At 48.3% G+C, this 15,616-nt stretch carries 14 protein-coding genes; 6 read left to right on the plus strand and 8 right to left on the minus strand.

Features of this window, described 5'->3' with window-relative positions; translation table 11 throughout:
- Positions 1 to 909 (plus strand): substrate-binding periplasmic protein (locus tag BUF15_RS20760; RefSeq protein ID WP_073615639.1); only part of this gene is annotated, 909 nt, incomplete at its 5' end.
- 51 nt (positions 910 to 960) lie between these two features.
- Here BUF15_RS20760 and BUF15_RS20765 read toward each other — a convergent pair.
- A complete protein-coding gene (locus BUF15_RS20765; RefSeq protein ID WP_073615640.1) occupies positions 961 to 3,135 on the minus strand; it encodes an ATP-binding protein in 2,175 nt (724 codons plus the stop codon).
- 578 nt (positions 3,136 to 3,713) lie between these two features.
- Between BUF15_RS20765 and BUF15_RS20770 the strand changes: the two genes are divergently transcribed.
- A complete protein-coding gene (locus BUF15_RS20770) occupies positions 3,714 to 4,460 on the plus strand; it encodes a substrate-binding periplasmic protein (protein WP_073615641.1) in 747 nt (248 codons plus the stop codon).
- Between the two features lie 94 nt (positions 4,461 to 4,554).
- Here BUF15_RS20770 and BUF15_RS20775 read toward each other — a convergent pair whose 3' ends face one another.
- The 5 genes from BUF15_RS20775 to BUF15_RS20795 form a co-directional block, all read right to left on the minus strand.
- Positions 4,555 to 5,379 carry a carbohydrate ABC transporter permease gene (locus BUF15_RS20775; protein WP_073615642.1) on the minus strand — a complete coding sequence of 275 codons (825 nt, stop codon included), beginning with the start codon at positions 5,377 to 5,379 and terminating at the stop codon, positions 4,555 to 4,557.
- Positions 5,380 to 6,489: a carbohydrate ABC transporter permease gene (locus tag BUF15_RS20780; RefSeq protein ID WP_073615683.1), complete on the minus strand. Its 1,110-nt coding sequence runs from the start codon at positions 6,487 to 6,489 to the stop codon at positions 5,380 to 5,382.
- A 54-nt stretch (positions 6,490 to 6,543) separates the two neighbouring features.
- Positions 6,544 to 7,806, minus strand: a complete 1,263-nt coding sequence (locus BUF15_RS20785) for an ABC transporter substrate-binding protein (protein WP_084554302.1) — start codon at positions 7,804 to 7,806, stop codon at positions 6,544 to 6,546.
- Positions 7,807 to 7,898: 92 nt separating this feature from the next.
- Positions 7,899 to 8,987, minus strand: coding sequence for an ABC transporter ATP-binding protein (locus BUF15_RS20790; RefSeq protein ID WP_073615643.1), 1,089 nt, complete (start codon positions 8,985 to 8,987; stop codon positions 7,899 to 7,901).
- Positions 8,988 to 9,726: 739 nt separating this feature from the next.
- Positions 9,727 to 10,503 carry a transporter substrate-binding domain-containing protein gene (locus BUF15_RS20795; RefSeq protein ID WP_073615644.1) on the minus strand — a complete coding sequence of 259 codons (777 nt, stop codon included), beginning with the start codon at positions 10,501 to 10,503 and terminating at the stop codon, positions 9,727 to 9,729.
- A gap of 239 nt (positions 10,504 to 10,742) precedes the next feature.
- Here BUF15_RS20795 and BUF15_RS20800 point away from each other — a divergent pair, with 239 nt between their 5' ends.
- The 3 genes from BUF15_RS20800 (at position 10,743) to BUF15_RS20810 (ending at position 14,141) form a co-directional block, all read left to right on the plus strand.
- A complete protein-coding gene (locus BUF15_RS20800) occupies positions 10,743 to 11,321 on the plus strand; it encodes a TetR/AcrR family transcriptional regulator (protein ID WP_073615645.1) in 579 nt (192 codons plus the stop codon).
- Between the two features lie 144 nt (positions 11,322 to 11,465).
- Positions 11,466 to 13,235 (plus strand): acyl-CoA dehydrogenase family protein, encoded by a 1,770-nt coding sequence (locus tag BUF15_RS20805; RefSeq protein ID WP_084554306.1) that lies wholly within the window; start codon positions 11,466 to 11,468, stop codon positions 13,233 to 13,235.
- 180 nt (positions 13,236 to 13,415) lie between these two features.
- Positions 13,416 to 14,141: an SIMPL domain-containing protein gene (locus BUF15_RS20810; protein WP_073615646.1), complete on the plus strand. Its 726-nt coding sequence runs from the start codon at positions 13,416 to 13,418 to the stop codon at positions 14,139 to 14,141.
- 5 nt (positions 14,142 to 14,146) lie between these two features.
- Here BUF15_RS20810 and BUF15_RS26890 read toward each other — a convergent pair whose 3' ends face one another.
- Complete coding sequence (locus BUF15_RS26890) at positions 14,147 to 14,476, minus strand: hypothetical protein (protein WP_143170810.1); 330 nt, start codon at positions 14,474 to 14,476, stop codon at positions 14,147 to 14,149.
- A gap of 134 nt (positions 14,477 to 14,610) precedes the next feature.
- Here BUF15_RS26890 and BUF15_RS20815 point away from each other — a divergent pair, with 134 nt between their 5' ends.
- Positions 14,611 to 14,829, plus strand: coding sequence for a hypothetical protein (locus BUF15_RS20815; protein WP_143170811.1), 219 nt, complete (start codon positions 14,611 to 14,613; stop codon positions 14,827 to 14,829).
- 152 nt (positions 14,830 to 14,981) lie between these two features.
- Here BUF15_RS20815 and BUF15_RS20820 read toward each other — a convergent pair whose 3' ends face one another.
- Positions 14,982 to 15,563, minus strand: a complete 582-nt coding sequence (locus tag BUF15_RS20820; protein ID WP_073615648.1) for a DJ-1/PfpI family protein — start codon at positions 15,561 to 15,563, stop codon at positions 14,982 to 14,984.
- Positions 15,564 to 15,616 lie beyond the last annotated feature (53 nt).

The following is a 15,616-nucleotide window of genomic DNA, read 5'->3' on the forward strand; positions in this document are numbered from 1 at the left end:
GACAGACCGTGGTTAAGTGTAGGAGCTGAAACCATATCTTCAACTCACTCACTTTTCAATCTTCAGTCTGTTGCACTTATTGTATTACTCCAGCCAAAATCTATTACAAAAAAATTATCCATGATTCTTCCGAAGGCAATAGCTCAAGCAATTTCTGCAATCTGTGTCGCTATACTATGCAGCATTTCCACCTTTTCTCATGCTGAGACGATGAGAGTTGGCTATTTCATTACTTCTCCCCATGTCATCATTGAACCTGAAACGAACAAACTTACAGGAGCATGTGTTGAATTTTTTGAAAAATACATAGCGCCAGAAATGGGTATAACTGTTGAGTGGGCAGCAGGTGCTTCGTCTATTCCACGTCTATTGAATCAACTTGAAAATCACACTCTTGATGTCGGTTTGGTTTTTGCCAAGAATGCTGAAAGAGAAACAATACTCAATTATCCACAAAACCCGTTTCTTACATCCCATACAACACTTGCTTTCCTGAAAAATCACCCCATCAACAAAATTGAAAAACCTGAAGATATATTTGGATTAATAATTGGATATGGAAATAAAGCACATATATCCCCATTTATGAGGAATAAAAAAATAATATTTGATATTGTTTCTTCGCCTGACTGGATGGACGTCAATCTTCTGAAACTTTTATCAGGAAGAAATGATGCGATTTTTCAACCAGAAAGCTCTTCCCTTCTATACTATATTAAGAAACATAAGCTTGAAGACAGAGTCAAACTTATTAGCCTACCTGAAACCGTCGGTTTATATACTACTTTTTCTAAAAAAGCTGATAAGAGTTTGACAGAGCGATATGATCGAGCTTTTGAAAAAATTAATGGAACCGAGCTCTACTTGCAAATTCTTTCAAAATATATTGATATTAACAGTCTTCGATAGCTTTCCGTATCAGAATCGACACCGCGGCAAAACGTCAGTATTTCAACGGAATCAGTCATCCAGTGCGCTTCTAACTTTTGAGGCAAGCGCAGTGGTGGTGAACGGCTTGTGAATAAAATGGGCCCCATCACTGAATATCCCGTGATGGGTAACTACATCACTTGTATAGCCCGACATGTAGACAACCTTGAGATCCTCCCGCCTCTCCTTCAACGTTTCATAGAGCTCCTTACCATTCATGTTGGGCATGATGATATCGGTCAGGAGCAGGTCGATTTCCTCTGCATGGGTGTTGAATATTTCAACCGCCTGCGCTCCGCTTGAGGCAGCAAGAACAGTATAGCCCAGTGACTGCAAGAGCTCCAGAGTCACTTGCATAACCTGCTCGTTGTCCTCTGCAAGAAGTATTTTTTCATCCCCTCGGAGGTTCGCAGGTTGTATTTTTGCGGCCGTAGGCAGCATGTCCTGCGAGTCTGAAACGGGCAGATAGACATGAAAGGTCGTCCCCTTGCCCTGCTCGGAGTAGAAGTTGATAAACCCCCCATGCTGCTTGACGATACCGTATACGGTGGAAAGCCCAAGGCCTGTCCCCAGCTCTCCTTTCGTTGTAAAGAATGGTTCGTAGATCTTCTCGCAGGTTTCTTGATCCATACCTGTACCGGTGTCGCTTACTGTCAGTCGCAGATAGGAACCGGGTTGGGCTGTCAAGTGAGATGAGGCATACAGCTCGTCCAGTTCTATCGATGAAGTCTCGAGGATTAGCTTCCCTCCGTCGGGCATGGCGTCTGACGCGTTGACGATCAGGTTCATCACCACTTGCTCAAGCTGACTGACATCTCCGAGAATGGGGCTGAGGCCGTCCCCTTTATTGACCGTAATTTCAATATTTTCTCGAACAGTTCGATAAAACAGATCTTCCAGGCCCGAAATGACACTGTTGATGTCGACTGGTTTGAATTCGAAGGTCTGTTTCCTGCTGAAGGCGAGGAGCTGTCGCACAAGATCCCTCGCCCGTTTTCCTGCGTTTGCTATCTGTTCGATGGCGAATTGCTGTTTCTCTGCCGGGAGCACTGCCTGTCCCAGCAATTCAGCATACCCGAGTATCGGGGTAAGGAGGTTGTTCAGATCGTGGGCGACCCCACCGGCTAGCCGGCCGATTGAGTCCATTTTCTGGGATTGAACCAGCTGATCCCGAAGGTTTTTTTCCTCGGAAAGATCCCTCAGGAAACTGAGAATTGCAGGACGCTCCTGCCAATCGATCAGGACGGAATTCACTTCAGCAAACCGAACCTGCCCGTTTTTGTGAAGAATACGACAGGAAAAGGTTGGCGACAGGCGTTCCCCCCTCAGGCGCCGGCTTATCCTGTCCTGAACAAGCTCCTTGTCGTCCGGATGAACCAGGTTGCTGATCGGGATATGGGATAACTCATGAGCGCTGTAACCGGTTATTGATTCGGTTACCTGGTTACAGAATCTGACCGCACCATCCTGGATTATATATATGGCATCATTGGCATTTTCGACAAGCTTTCTATAAGCTTCTTCTCGTAAAAGAATCTCCTTTCGCGCTTTATCCCGCTCTTCCATTCCTGATTCAAGCCTGTCGAGAACCTCGTTGATCGCCTTAACCAGCTTGCCGAGTTCATCCTTACCGTTGCCCGGGTTGACAGGCAAGCGGCTGTTGATCCGCTCGGCGTCGATTTCTGAAGCAAAGTTTGCTATACGGGCAAGGGGTGTAGCGATGAAGCGCCGAAAAAGCATTGAGACGACAACAGCCAACAGGCAAAGAGCGATAAACAGGGAGACCAGCCTGACCGAAAGCCAGTTCCAGACCACCTTGTTTACCACATCATATTTGACTTTTACTTCAAGCCTTCCAAGATACAGGCTCTTGCCGGAGGGGTAGATGTACTCCAGGTCGTAATTCTGGCTTTCGTCATCACTTGTGCTCCTGGGAAGGGGGGAGTCGCCTTCGATGATCGAGCAGGAGGCAACTCCGTCAAGTCTTTGTATGGCATCGAGAAGAAGGCTCAATTCCTCCTGGTTATAATTATAAAGGCTAAGAGCGACGGGTTTAAGGTAGCTCCGCTCGATGAATTCAAGATTGCTTTCTACCTTCCTCACCCCGGCCAGGTAACCCTGGTATACTTCCAGCAGGGTTGAAACCGAAAACACAAGGAGGCTGCTGAGAAAAATAAAGCCAACAAATTTGGTATTTAGTGACATTGAGTTTTCAGTTCATGTTTAAAATGTCGGCGAAATGCAGATATCCGGAACTCTTGCAAATCTCTATTTTGCAACTGACATTGATATTTTAGCCTGACTGGAACCGGAAAACAAGGTGAGGTGATCGCAGACAGTAGATCGGCATGTGAAACGCTTTCCTTCAGTCAATATACGCATTGTCGGGTACCGCGCCCCCCTTATGACTTTCACTTGATACAGCATAGTGCAATAAGTAGACTAAAATAAGATATCCACGGTTAAAAAAGGTTAGAAAGTCTGAGAGGCAACTGTTCTTCATTGTCATGAAACCACGATCCGCATAGCGGCCGACTCCGGACTTCGACCTTCAAGCTATGGCCTTGATCGCGCTTTGCGGCATACCTATCAAGCTTAAAGCATAAGCAGAGTGGTGGGTTGCCCTGTATCACCTAGCAATTTCAGAACCAGATAAATCTTCCCCAAATAGGTGGCAAAAGAAGAGATTTTTTCATGTTACTCAAAAAAACAGATCGGTCTTTCTGGATACAATGAACAAGAGAACCATTCCCATATACCAGGCTATCATCCCAAGGCGCATCATGGGTTATCAAATTTTTTTCTCGTGCTTTCTGCTTGTGTTATTAATCGCACCTCTCTCCTATGCAGAAGAAGAGATCTTGATAGCCACTGAAGACTGGCCCCCATACAGCTATGTACAAAACGGGGAGATCACCGGTGTATCGGCAGACATCGTGAAGCACATTCTTACAATGTTGAACAAGAGCTATGAAATATTCTTGTTTCCAAGCACTCGAAGCACATATACTCTCAACAACAGACCGCACACGATGATGTTTACATTGTTTCGAACACCTCAACGAGAATCTCAATATAAGTGGATAGGGCCGCTCAGCAACGGTTCAATCTACCTGTATAAACGGAAAGATACCTATGAAGAAATCAAAAGCCTTGATGATATCAAAGAGGCAAATCTACTGATCTGCTGCAGGAAGGAAGGTTTGATCCACGACTTGCTCACAGAGAAAGGTTTTAAAAATCTAGATGATACGGCGGCACTTGGCCCGCAAATCTACAAAAAACTCTTGGCGGGAAGATGTGATTTTGCGATAAGTGAGACCGACCTCGGCGTTCGATACATTCTCAAATCATTCAACCTTAAGGTTGAGGATCTCCTCGAAAAAGTACCATTCCCCATCTTCGAGGCGGAACTCTATATTGTCGCGAGTAGAGATATTCCTGATGAAGAAATACAACTCTGGCAATCTGCACTGGAGTCCATGAAATCCACCGGCGTCTATGAGGAAATCATTCAGAAGTATCGTTGAGAGCAATAACATCTTCAACAGCGACGGCCGTTACTGCTCTGGGAGCGGTCTCAACCCCTTAGGTAAAGGCGATAACAAGCTCTTTTATCCAGAATCATTCCTTGACTGAACCGGCCAGCAATCCACGAATAAAGTACCTGCCAAGAACAATATAGATAAGCAATACCGGCAAAGCCGCGAGAATGGAGCCAGCCATAGGCAGGTTCCAGCTCACCGCCTGTCCACCTGCCAGTTGGGCCAGCCCAACGGTGATCGGATTGTCGGCATGCCTGGTCAAACAGATACCCCAGAGGAACTCATTCCAGATCTGGGTGAACTGCCACAGCGATGTCACCACAAAACCGGGAATCGAGAGAGGAAAGATAATTCTGGTATAGATCGAGAAAAAGCGGGCACCGTCAAGGGTTGCCGACTCCATCAGGGAATCGGGAATCTGGGCGTAAAAATTTCGAAAGATGAGCGAGGTGATCGGCAGGCCGTAGACCACATGGGCAAGGATCAGTCCCGGCAGGCCGCCATACAGGTTCATGGCCCGGAGTGTCTGAAAAAGCGGGATCAGGATGACCTGATAGGGAATAAACATCCCGAACAAAAAGAGAGTGAAAATAATTTCACTCCCCGGAAACTTCCATTTGGAAAAGACATAGCCGTTCAATGATCCCAACACTGTCGAGAGCAGTGTCGCCGCAACAACCAGGATGACGGAGTTGGCAATATTGCCTTTCAACAGGGCAAACGCTTCCGAAAAGCTCGAGTAGTTGACATCCTTGGGGAATTCCCAGGATTGCGGCAGACTGATGTCCGCCGGGAATTTCAGAGCAGTGACAAAGGTCAGATAGGCCGGCATCAGATAGGCGACTGCCAAGAGCACCAGCAGCAGATAGAGACCAATGGTCGCAGGAGTTATTCGTCGTCTCATCTATCTGCTTCTCCTCTGCCGGTAACTGCTGATCATATAGGGGATGATAAAGGTCGCGGCGATAATAAACAGAATAATCGCTATGGCAGCGCCCCTGGCAAAGTCGTTGGCCCTGAAGGTGGTGAGGTACATATTCAGGGCTGGATGGCCGGTCTGGCCGTTATCCGGCCCGGTCATGGCGAAGATCAGGTCAAACATCTTCAGGGAGATATGCGACAAAATGATAATGGCACTGATAGTAATGGGTTTCACCATCGGCAGAGCAATATAACGGTAGTATTTGGCCGTGCTCGCTCCATCCAGCATGGCAGCATCCCGGAGATCCTGAGATATCCCGGTAAATCCGGCAAGGTACAGGGCCATAGTATAACCGGAATATTGCCAGATGGTGGCCATGATAATACCGAAAGTTGCGGTATTAAAGCCGTGTATCTCTTCCATGAAAAGTGCCTGGGGTAAGAGATCGCCCCAAAGCCAGACACTTCCCCCAACAACGACACCGGGAATAAGTAACACCAGCGCCTTTGCCGGATTATTTTTCAGTCTCCATAAACCCCAGATAATCAAAACGAGCGATACCAGATATAACGCAATCGGAAGAAGATTCTGCCAGTTAAACAGCAGGATTGCGTCGGTACTCGACAGCCAGGGAAAGCGCAGCGGTGGCAGCCCCACATAGGTCGGCAGGATATTGACGCCGCCCTGGGGCGCAAGCATCCAGCGCCAGATGGTGCCGGTAACGATAAAAGAAAGGGACATGGGGTAGAGAAAGACGGTACGGAAAAACGATTCTCCCCGCGGTTTATTGTCCAGCAGCATCGCCAGGATCAAGCCTATGCCGATAGCCCCGGCGAGCAGCATGACGGAATAGAAGACCGCATTCACCAGGTCCTGGCGGAACCCGCCGCCCAGAAAACCGGTAAAGAGATCGAGATAATTGGCAAAACCGACATAGCTCTTCACCGGATTTTCTGCCAGGGCGGCCGCCCCACCCCAGTCGCTCAGCGATATCCAAAAGGTATTGCCGATAAAACCGTAGACGAAAATCCCGATAAGAATGATCGACGGAAGAAGTGTCAGAAACGCACTGATCCTGTCCTTATTTCTCATACTCGTCCCAATAGCCTGGTCCGGCATCACCGGACCAGGCATCTGTGTTCCTTCTTACTTGCCGATACCGTTCTTTGTCGCTACCTGCTGTGCCGCCTTGGCCGTGGCCACAGGACTATGGGTCTTCAGAAATACTTCCATAATGGAAGCGAAGTCATTCATGAACCCTTCATTGGCGGTAACACCATGTGCCAGAGAACCGACAATACGATCCTTCTTAAAATCGGCTGCTGCCGACTGGCCATAGGCATTATATTTCTTGAGATCACTATCAGTTCGGGCCGAAATGGAACCTTTCAGAGGATTAAATGCATCACTCCCCTCACGGCTGCCAAGCAGCGCCAGCCACGCAAGAGCGGTTTCGCGATTCTTTGCCCCTTTCGGCAGACCAAATGAGTCGGCAAGGAACATGAACTTTCCGCTGGTGCCAGGAGAAGGCGCCCAGCCGAAACCGGTCTTCGGTGCAAGTTGCTTTGTGGTGCTCAGGTAACCGGCGGCCCAGTCGCCCATGATGTTAAAGGCTGCCCGGCCATCAACCACCATATCAGTAGCCTGCTGCCAGCTGAGCGTGGAAGCGTCGGCGTTGGTAAACTCCAGAACCTTGGTAAATTCCACCCAGGCATTCATTGCTACCGGGCTGTCAAAAGCCAACTTGCCGGACCAGAGATTGTCCCAGTTCTCCGCTCCTAAAACCGAAAGGGTAACGGATTCCCAGAGATGGTTGACGGTCCAGTTTTCGCCGAGCGCCAGCGGCACAATGCCCTGCGCTTTCAACTTCGGAGCGATCTCAAAGAACTCATCCCAGGTGGCTGGAACCTTTACACCCCATTTCTCAAGATTGGCAGGGATATACCACATCACATTCGAACGGTGGATATTCACCGGTACAGACCAGATGCCTTTATCGGTACCAATGTTTTTCAGCAACCCTTGCGGAAAAACGGTCATCAATCCCTGTTTTTTGAAAAAGGGTGTGAGGTCTTCCATACGATCAGCCTTCACCCAGGTACCAATCAGTTCCTGACCTGCGTGCACCTGGAAACTGTCCGGCGGCTCGCCGCCCAGCATACGTGTCTTGAGCACAGCCTTGGCATTGACGCCTGAGCCGCCGGTGACAGTAGCATTTATTACCTTCACGTTGGGATTCTTCTTATTATAGATATCAATCAGCGCCTGCAGGGCTGGACCTTCGTCTCCGGCCCACCAGGAAAAAATCTCCAACTCACCGGAAAGCTCCTTGGCCTGAACTGCCGGAGCACCTGCCAGCAGCACTGCTGCGAAAGCAGCAACGCACGCCCGTAACACAAGCCTCTTCATAACAGCCTCCTTCAAAATACAGATAGTTTGATTTTACGGCAGCCGGCACATCCCGAACTGCCCATTCACAACATCGATTCAACAGCACAACATCAATACAGCGCTAATTCTGTCTCGGGATCAAAAAACAGCAGTCGGTTCAGATCAAAGCCCAACTCCATGCTCTCACCTTGACGGGCCAGGATCCGCCCTTCCAGTTCGGCGATCATGGTATTTTTTCCGGCAGTGAACTCCAAAAGCGACTGGCCGCCGAGAATTTCTGCAACAACAACATCCACGGTGAACCTCCACTCCTTCGGGAATCGGGTCACGCTATCCCCAGCTTTGATTGCATCGGGCCTGATACCGACCAGGACCCGCTGGTTATCCTGTAAATTCCTGGCTTCTGGCACCGGCAGGGTCAACGCTCCCATGGTAACGGACGAACTCTCACCCTCCCGGTGGAACACCCCGGGAAGCATATTGATTGGGGGATTGCCGATAAAACCGGCCACAAACCTGTTTGCTGGTCGCTCAAAAACTTCGACAGGAGACCCCACCTGCTGGATAAAACCATCCTTTAAGATAACGATCTTGTCGGCGAGTGTCATCGCCTCGACCTGGTCGTGGGTGACATAGATGGTGGTGGTCTTCATCTTCAGATGCAGCTTTTTCAACTCCATCCGCATCTGCGTCCGTAACTGGGCATCGAGATTGGAGAGTGGCTCATCAAAAAGAAAGACACTTGGCTGACGAACAATCGCCCGCCCCATGGCAACCCGCTGCCGCTGACCGCCTGAGAGTTCTGCCGGCTTTCGGTTCAGATACGGTGACAGCTCAAGAATTTCTGCCGCCTCATTCACCTTACGAAGAATCTCCTGTTTCGAATCACCAGCCATTTTCAGGCTAAATGCCATGTTGTCAAAGACGGTCATGTGCGGATAAAGGGCATAGTTCTGAAAAACCATAGCCACATTGCGATCTACCGGATCCACTTCGTTAATGGGTTTGTCGGCAATACGTATTTCACCGCCACTCACCGACTCAAGTCCGGCAATCATCCGCAGAATGGTCGATTTGCCGCAACCCGACGGGCCGACAAGGACAATAAATTCATTATCCTCTATGGTAAGATTGGTCCCATGCACCACCTGAGTGCTGCCAAATTTTTTTACAACATCCCTCAGTTCCACCTGGGCCATAATAGCAACTCCCAATACTTTCGAATTACCTATGCATATCGGGCAACAACCCGATTATCGCACCATGAATTTCGCCTGTGCCAGTAAGAACGGAGCTGGGGTACATCACAGACCTTCAGGGCCAGCACGTAAGAGTAACCACCCAGTCCCAGCATCAGGACAGAACACCCCTGTAAATACCCTCCAATCCAAGTAGGGTTACGAATAGCAGCCCTTCAGGCGTTTGGAAGTTTCGCACATCTATCTTTCGTGTTCGCAATGAAGATACGTTGCCGAAAACGTTTGCAATTGTGAATTTGTATAACAACAATAGCTGATAGGCAAGGTAAGACAATAAGGATCGGTCTAGTCATAATCCATTGAAATATAAAGCAACTCTCCCCAGTGGCTATCAACCTGATAATATTCTACCGGATCAATGCAGCCGAGTCCACACTTCTTCTTGATATCCTGAGTAATTGTCGAACCACCTGCCTAGGCCCTAGCGAACTGGCAGCATTACGGTAAACAGAGAGCAGGATATCTTGTGCTTTTAGAATAGTACAGCTATCGAAATGTTAGGGAATTCAGGCATTGACACATTCACCAAAGAAGCCTTACAGGTGAACGTCCAACAATCATTTCAATGCGGAGAGATTAAGAAGAATCTTGCAGGTTGGTCTGGGTTCTCTGATGAAGCAACTGCCAGGTATTCGCAGAAAGTTGATGCGAATACCCGGCGATATTGGGCTGCTCTGACCTACTCGGAAATGTGCAGATACTCTTGTTTCAGAGCGGCCATCTCCCCTTTCAGGATCATCTCATCCATCATGAAGTTGACCGAATCCTGCAGACGCTCAGCACTGGCCGGCATGAGATAGCCAAGCTCTGAACGGGTAAAGGGGGTATCGGCAAGCGGAGCGGCCAACTTTGCATCGGTTGCGGCGTAATAGAGTGCCTCAACGCTGTCTGTAATCATCACATCCACTTCTTTGGCAGCTACCGCAGGAGGAATGGCCAGATTGGATTCAAACATCACGATCTCGGCATTCTTCATATTTGCCTTAACGAATTTCTCATTGGTACCGCCGGGGTTCACGCCGATACGCACGTCTTTCACATCAATGTCGGCAAGCGACTTGAATTTTTGTGCATTGTCGGTGGCCACCAAAATCGTTTTGCCAAACATCACATACCCCTGGGAGAAGCGAGCCTCTTTCTGCCGGGCAACGGTACGGGTTATGCCGCTCATGCCGATATCATATTTCCCATCATGCAGGTCCTGTATCAACGTCGGCCAGGTGGTGGCAACCAGTTCAAGCTTGAGTCCCAGTTTTTCGGCAAAGCTCTTGGCTACAGCAATATCAAACCCTTCGTATGTTCCATTATTGTTAAAGGAAAAGGGTTTGTAATCCCCAGTTGTTCCAACCTTCAGCGTGCCACTGGCGACGATCTCATCCAGATCGCGTGAATGGGCTGTGCCCACAAGGGCAAAAAACATGGCGCAGGCTATCAACCAACATATTTGCTTTCTCATCTACAGGTCTCCTTAATAATTAAGCCAAACATCAATACTGCCTCATTATGCGAGGCGCCATTATACAAATCGCCATACAAATAACAACACAATTCATAATTTTCTGAGTATTATTCGGCAGACACATGCATCCATATCGACCTTGGTATTCTTGGGGACGTTGAAAATACATATCGATCATCACATTTTACAGAGAAAAATCTTGCCAGGCTGTTCCGATCATGTTAACAGCTGTTAACATGATCGGAACAAAAGAAACAATTCTTGCGGCGGCATGCGATATCTATCTGCTGGAAGGCTACAAAGGGATGAGCATGCGGAAAGTGGCCGACAAGGCCGAGATCTCAGCCACAGCTATCTACCGCCACTTTGAGAACAAGGAGGCCCTCCACCATCAGGTTCTCCGGGAAGGTTTCAGGACTTTCGACTCCTACCTGCAACCGGCCCTTGTGGGCAAAACCGCTATGGAGCGACTTAACCTTGCGGCCGAACTCTTTTTCGCCTTTGCTACCAAGCAGAAGAAATATCATGAGATCCTCTTTCTCACCATGGATCATACCGTTGAACATAAAGTAAAAGGCGCCCTCACCAAGGATGCCACGGTGAGTCAGAAATTCATGGTAGACCGTATCAGGGAATGCATGGCCGAGGGAAGCCTGAGGCAGGATGATCCAGAAGAAGTGGCCACGCTGCTACTCTGTACCTGCAATGGATTTTTCGCCCAGTATGTGTCAAAGAAGGTTGTGGATACTCCAGTTGTGATGAAGGAAAAATATTGGCGGATGTACAAGCGTTTGTTGCATGGATTAAAACCTTAAAGAATATAGATGTACCTAGAATATTCACTGTACTCTTCTCCCTTTAAGAGCACGTAATAAAGATTTTTTTGGCCATAAAGTTAACATGCGTTAACTGTGTCAAGTAAACGAAGTTGCCCATAATCACCACCAGGAGATAACACCATGTTACTCAACAACGGGAATACGACAATCAAGAACAGCCAGAACCATAAAGATCCCATCAAGGCAACCCAAAACCTTTTATTAAACCCCAAGACAACGTCGTATGAGGAACTTGATCACGACTCCAGACAACTGGTAAAAAAAACCATCGAGTTCTTTGAACATAAGGGTAAGGAGCAACTCAAACACGATGATCACGAACGCGTCTGGTACGCAGATTTTCTTGAATTCTCAAAAAAAGAGCAACTTTTTGCCACCTTTTTGACTCCCGAAAAATTGGGCAGCGCCCCCCAGCGCTGGGACACCTTCCGGAATTGCGCCATCAATGAGGTTCTGGGTTTCTACGGCTTGAGCTACTGGTACACCTGGCAGGTCACCATTCTTGGTCTTGGACCGATCTGGATGAGTAACAATACGACAATTCAGCAAAAAACTGCAAAATTTCTCAAAGAAGGAGCTATATTTGCCTTCGGTTTATCTGAAAAAGAACATGGCGCTGATATCTACACCAGTGACATGATCCTCACTCCACAGACAGATGGAACCTGGCTGGCCAACGGCTCCAAATATTATATCGGCAACGCCAACGAAGCAGCCCTTGTTTCAACCTTTGGCAAGTTCGGCGATTCCGGCGAATACGTCTTTTTTGCCGCCAACTCCCAGCACGAAAAGTACGAACTGGTCAAGAATGTTCTGAACTCGCAGAATTACGTAGCCGAATACAAGCTCAACGACTATCCAATTGCAGAGCAAGACATCCTCGCTAAAGGAAGGGATGCATGGGATATGGCACTGAACACCGTCAATGTCGGTAAGTTCAACCTCGGCTGGGCCTCGATCGGCATCTGCACACACGCCTTCCATGAGGCACTCAACCACGCTGCCAACCGCTATCTCTTTGACCATTACGTCACCGATTTTGTCCATGTTCGGCAGCTCTTTGTCGATGCCTATGTACGTCTTGCCGCCATGAAACTCTTTGCTCTGCGTGCCATCGACTATATGCGGATCGCCGGCCCGGAAGACCGCCGTTACCTGCTCTTTACCCCCATGGTGAAGATGAAGGTCACCACCCAGGGAGAAGAGGTGATCAACGCGCTCTGGGATGTCATTGCCGCCAAAGGGTTTGAAAAGGATATGTATTTTGAAATGGCCGCTCGTGACATCCGGGCCTTGCCGAAGCTGGAAGGAACCGTCCATGTGAATATGGCGCTTATCGTCAAGTTTATGGCAAACTACTTCTTCAAGCCAGGAAAATATACCGATACGCCGCGACAGACCGAACCGGCCAATGACGATTTTCTTTTCCAGCAGGGGCCGACAAAGGGCCTCGGCAAAACCCGTTTCCACGATTACCGCAAGATCTACAATGAGTACGACCTGCCCAATGTCAGGATATTCAAGAAGCAGATTCGATTGCTCAAGCTGCTGCTCGTTATCGACAAGCCAAGTAAAGAGCAGATTAAGGATTTTGATTTCCTCCTCAATCTAGGCGAGCTTTTCACGCTGGTGGTCTATGGCCAGCTGATCCTCGAAAATGGGAAACTCATGCAGATCGACCATGCACTTATCGACCAGATCTTCGAAGTGATGATCCGCGATTTCTCGAAATTTGCCCTGCAACTCTACACCAAGGGTTCCACCAGTTATATCCAGCAAAAAATCTGCACGCGCATGGTAAAACGGCCGGCGGTGAACAAAAAACAGCTGGACCATCTCTGGGAAACCTATGTGTATAGCATGAAAGATCAGTACACGATGAATCCTTGAAATCGATTATCTCAGCGCACTGTGATTTTTAGCATGGTGAAGACATCGTGACAATCAGCCCCGCCGCAACCTACCGGGTTGAGCGCGAAACCGGTTTGCCAAACAGTTCAAACTCAAATATACTGTCAGGCATGCTATACTTCGTTACCTAAGATAAATACATAACCGGATCGAGAGGGTATGGGCAGAGAGAATCAGAACGGTTTGCATCTCCTGGGGTTGTTCGTCGCAATCGGTTTGTCAGTCGCTGGCTATTTTATTGGCCAGACACTGTATAACGCCAAAGTCGGCCTTAATACTGCTGTGGTTAAGGGATTAGCGGAGAGGCGTGTCGTTGCGGATCGTGCCAATTGGGAAATTGTCTACAAAGTAAAAGGAACGAGTCGAGAAGAGGTGCCCAAACTCTATCAACAGGCAGAAGAGAACCAGCGTAAAATATCAACGCTGCTAAAAGACAATGGTTTCAGCGACAGTGAGATCCAATTGGGCGTGATAAATTATGAGTATTTAGAATATCGTGATGATAATCAGAACCTTGTAGACCAGACACACACTCTTGTTGGTAATATCAGTGTGGAAACTGATAAGGTTGAATTGGTGAGCAAAGTGCGCACCAGCGTGAATACCTTGATAGCCCAGGGGCTTGACATTGAAAACAGGTCTCCTGCCTATCGTTTCACAAAACTCAACGAGATTAAACCGGAAATGTTGCGTGAGGCCACCCAGAATGCTCGCATTGCAGCGAACGAATTTGCCGAAAATGCCGGAGTAACAGTTGGCAGTATTCAAAGCGCATTACAGGGAAGTTTCTATGTGCGTGACGCCGGTGAAGAATATGGAGATACGGTGAAGCTGGAAAAAGATGTCCGCGTTGTCACCACTATCACATTTTTCTTAACAGAATAAGCACCTCAAATACACCTTGCCGGAAGCGCAGAAAGAGCTCCCGGCAAGGCCTCCATTGTACCTCTCCTTTGTTCACATTCTTGCCCTCCTTTATTTAGCTGATCACAATGGCTGACATCTCCCAAGCCATTGAGATGGCGCTGCCATACCACAGGGAACCTGAAAACAATAGCTTTTCTATCACTATTGCCTGAGTCCGCATTGACATCCATATAATGAGTGGAAAAATTATCAATTAAGAAAGCCTCACGAGAAAGATGCGCGTTCATCTCAATCGCAGGCTGAAAAAATGCCGGACCGCAGACCACCCCCACCGTTGCAGTGGTATTACGCAAAGATGTAATCGTGCTCCAATGCAACCCGATATCAGGAGACTCGTTTCGTATCAATGTACGGCCGGCTGTAAATCACGCCTGGAAATGCGATTTTGAATACGGTACGTCCAGGCCTTGTAAAGGAAACAATGACCATGCCTGATTTTGTATACCGTCTTGGCCCGCTGGTGAAATATGGTTTCATCGGCTTTTTCGGTGGCCTTCTCTTTTTTCTCATCTTCTCCGCTACCAACTCCCAGTCGGAGATTCCCTGGATAAGTATTGCCGGAATCACTTTCGGCGCCGCGATCGGAGGTCATATTCTACAACGGCTCAATACAAGCGATGATACTGGCTCATCAAAAGACAATTAGACGAATCCACGCGACCTTTCTCACATTTTGATTGTATCGTTTATTGGTCCTCAGACAACAGAGGGGATAACGAAGCCTGTATTACCTCGTCGTCCCCTCTCCACTATTCCATCGGTCACAATAATGACCGATGGAACTGTCAGAAATCCCGGTTAGATTTCTATCTTGGCCCCAAGCTTCTCAACAAATTTCGCCAACCAGGCAGGATGGGCAGGCCAGGCAGGTGCGGTAACAAGATTTCCCTGCACATGGGCCGCATCCATTTCGACGGCGACGTAGGTCCCGCCTGCTGCCGTCACCTCCGGTGCACATGCGGGATAGGCAGAACACTCCCTCCCACTCAGCACGCCGGCAGCACTCAACAGTTGGGCACCATGACAAATAGCTGCAATTGGTTTCTCTGATTTGGCAAATGCGCGCACAACTTCCAGCACATTCTCATTTAAACGCAGATACTCCGGAGCACGTCCACCGGGAATGACCAGACCGACATAGTCATCTGTCTTCACCGTTGCAAAGTCCGCTGTCAGGGTGAAGTTATGGCCACGCTTTTCGCTGTATGTCTGATCACCCTCAAAATCATGGACAGAGGTACGGACAAAATCACCAGCCTTTTTGTCGGGACATACCGCATCCACCTGGTAACCGAGCATCGCCAGGGCCTGGAATGGCACCATTACTTCATAATCTTCAACATAATCACCAACCAGGACCAAAATTTTTTTCACTGACATGGCAAACCTCCGTGTTATGTATTTTTCAAGAATTCATTCTGCATCACTCCCGT

This window comes from Desulfopila aestuarii DSM 18488, from assembly GCF_900143695.1.
Taxonomy (GTDB): Bacteria; Desulfobacterota; Desulfobulbia; order Desulfobulbales; family Desulfocapsaceae; genus Desulfopila; species Desulfopila aestuarii.

What these genes read in the sequence shown, in the direction of transcription:
- BUF15_RS20810 (WP_073615646.1), top strand. Translation starts at nt 13,416, where the DNA reads ATGGGCAGAGAGAATCAGAACGGTTTGCATCTCCTGGGGTTGTTCGTC.
- BUF15_RS20770 (WP_073615641.1), top strand. Translation starts at nt 3,714, where the DNA reads ATGGGTTATCAAATTTTTTTCTCGTGCTTTCTGCTTGTGTTATTAATC.
- BUF15_RS20820 (WP_073615648.1), bottom strand. Translation starts at nt 15,563, where the DNA reads ATGTCAGTGAAAAAAATTTTGGTCCTGGTTGGTGATTATGTTGAAGAT.
- BUF15_RS20805 (WP_084554306.1), top strand. Translation starts at nt 11,466, where the DNA reads ATGTTACTCAACAACGGGAATACGACAATCAAGAACAGCCAGAACCAT.
- BUF15_RS20800 (WP_073615645.1), top strand. Translation starts at nt 10,743, where the DNA reads ATGATCGGAACAAAAGAAACAATTCTTGCGGCGGCATGCGATATCTAT.
- BUF15_RS20790 (WP_073615643.1), bottom strand. Translation starts at nt 8,987, where the DNA reads ATGGCCCAGGTGGAACTGAGGGATGTTGTAAAAAAATTTGGCAGCACT.
- BUF15_RS20775 (WP_073615642.1), bottom strand. Translation starts at nt 5,379, where the DNA reads ATGAGACGACGAATAACTCCTGCGACCATTGGTCTCTATCTGCTGCTG.
- BUF15_RS20780 (WP_073615683.1), bottom strand. Translation starts at nt 6,489, where the DNA reads ATGAGAAATAAGGACAGGATCAGTGCGTTTCTGACACTTCTTCCGTCG.
- BUF15_RS20765 (WP_073615640.1), bottom strand. Translation starts at nt 3,135, where the DNA reads ATGTCACTAAATACCAAATTTGTTGGCTTTATTTTTCTCAGCAGCCTC.
- BUF15_RS20785 (WP_084554302.1), bottom strand. Translation starts at nt 7,806, where the DNA reads ATGAAGAGGCTTGTGTTACGGGCGTGCGTTGCTGCTTTCGCAGCAGTG.
- BUF15_RS20815 (WP_143170811.1), top strand. Translation starts at nt 14,611, where the DNA reads ATGCCTGATTTTGTATACCGTCTTGGCCCGCTGGTGAAATATGGTTTC.
- BUF15_RS20795 (WP_073615644.1), bottom strand. Translation starts at nt 10,503, where the DNA reads ATGAGAAAGCAAATATGTTGGTTGATAGCCTGCGCCATGTTTTTTGCC.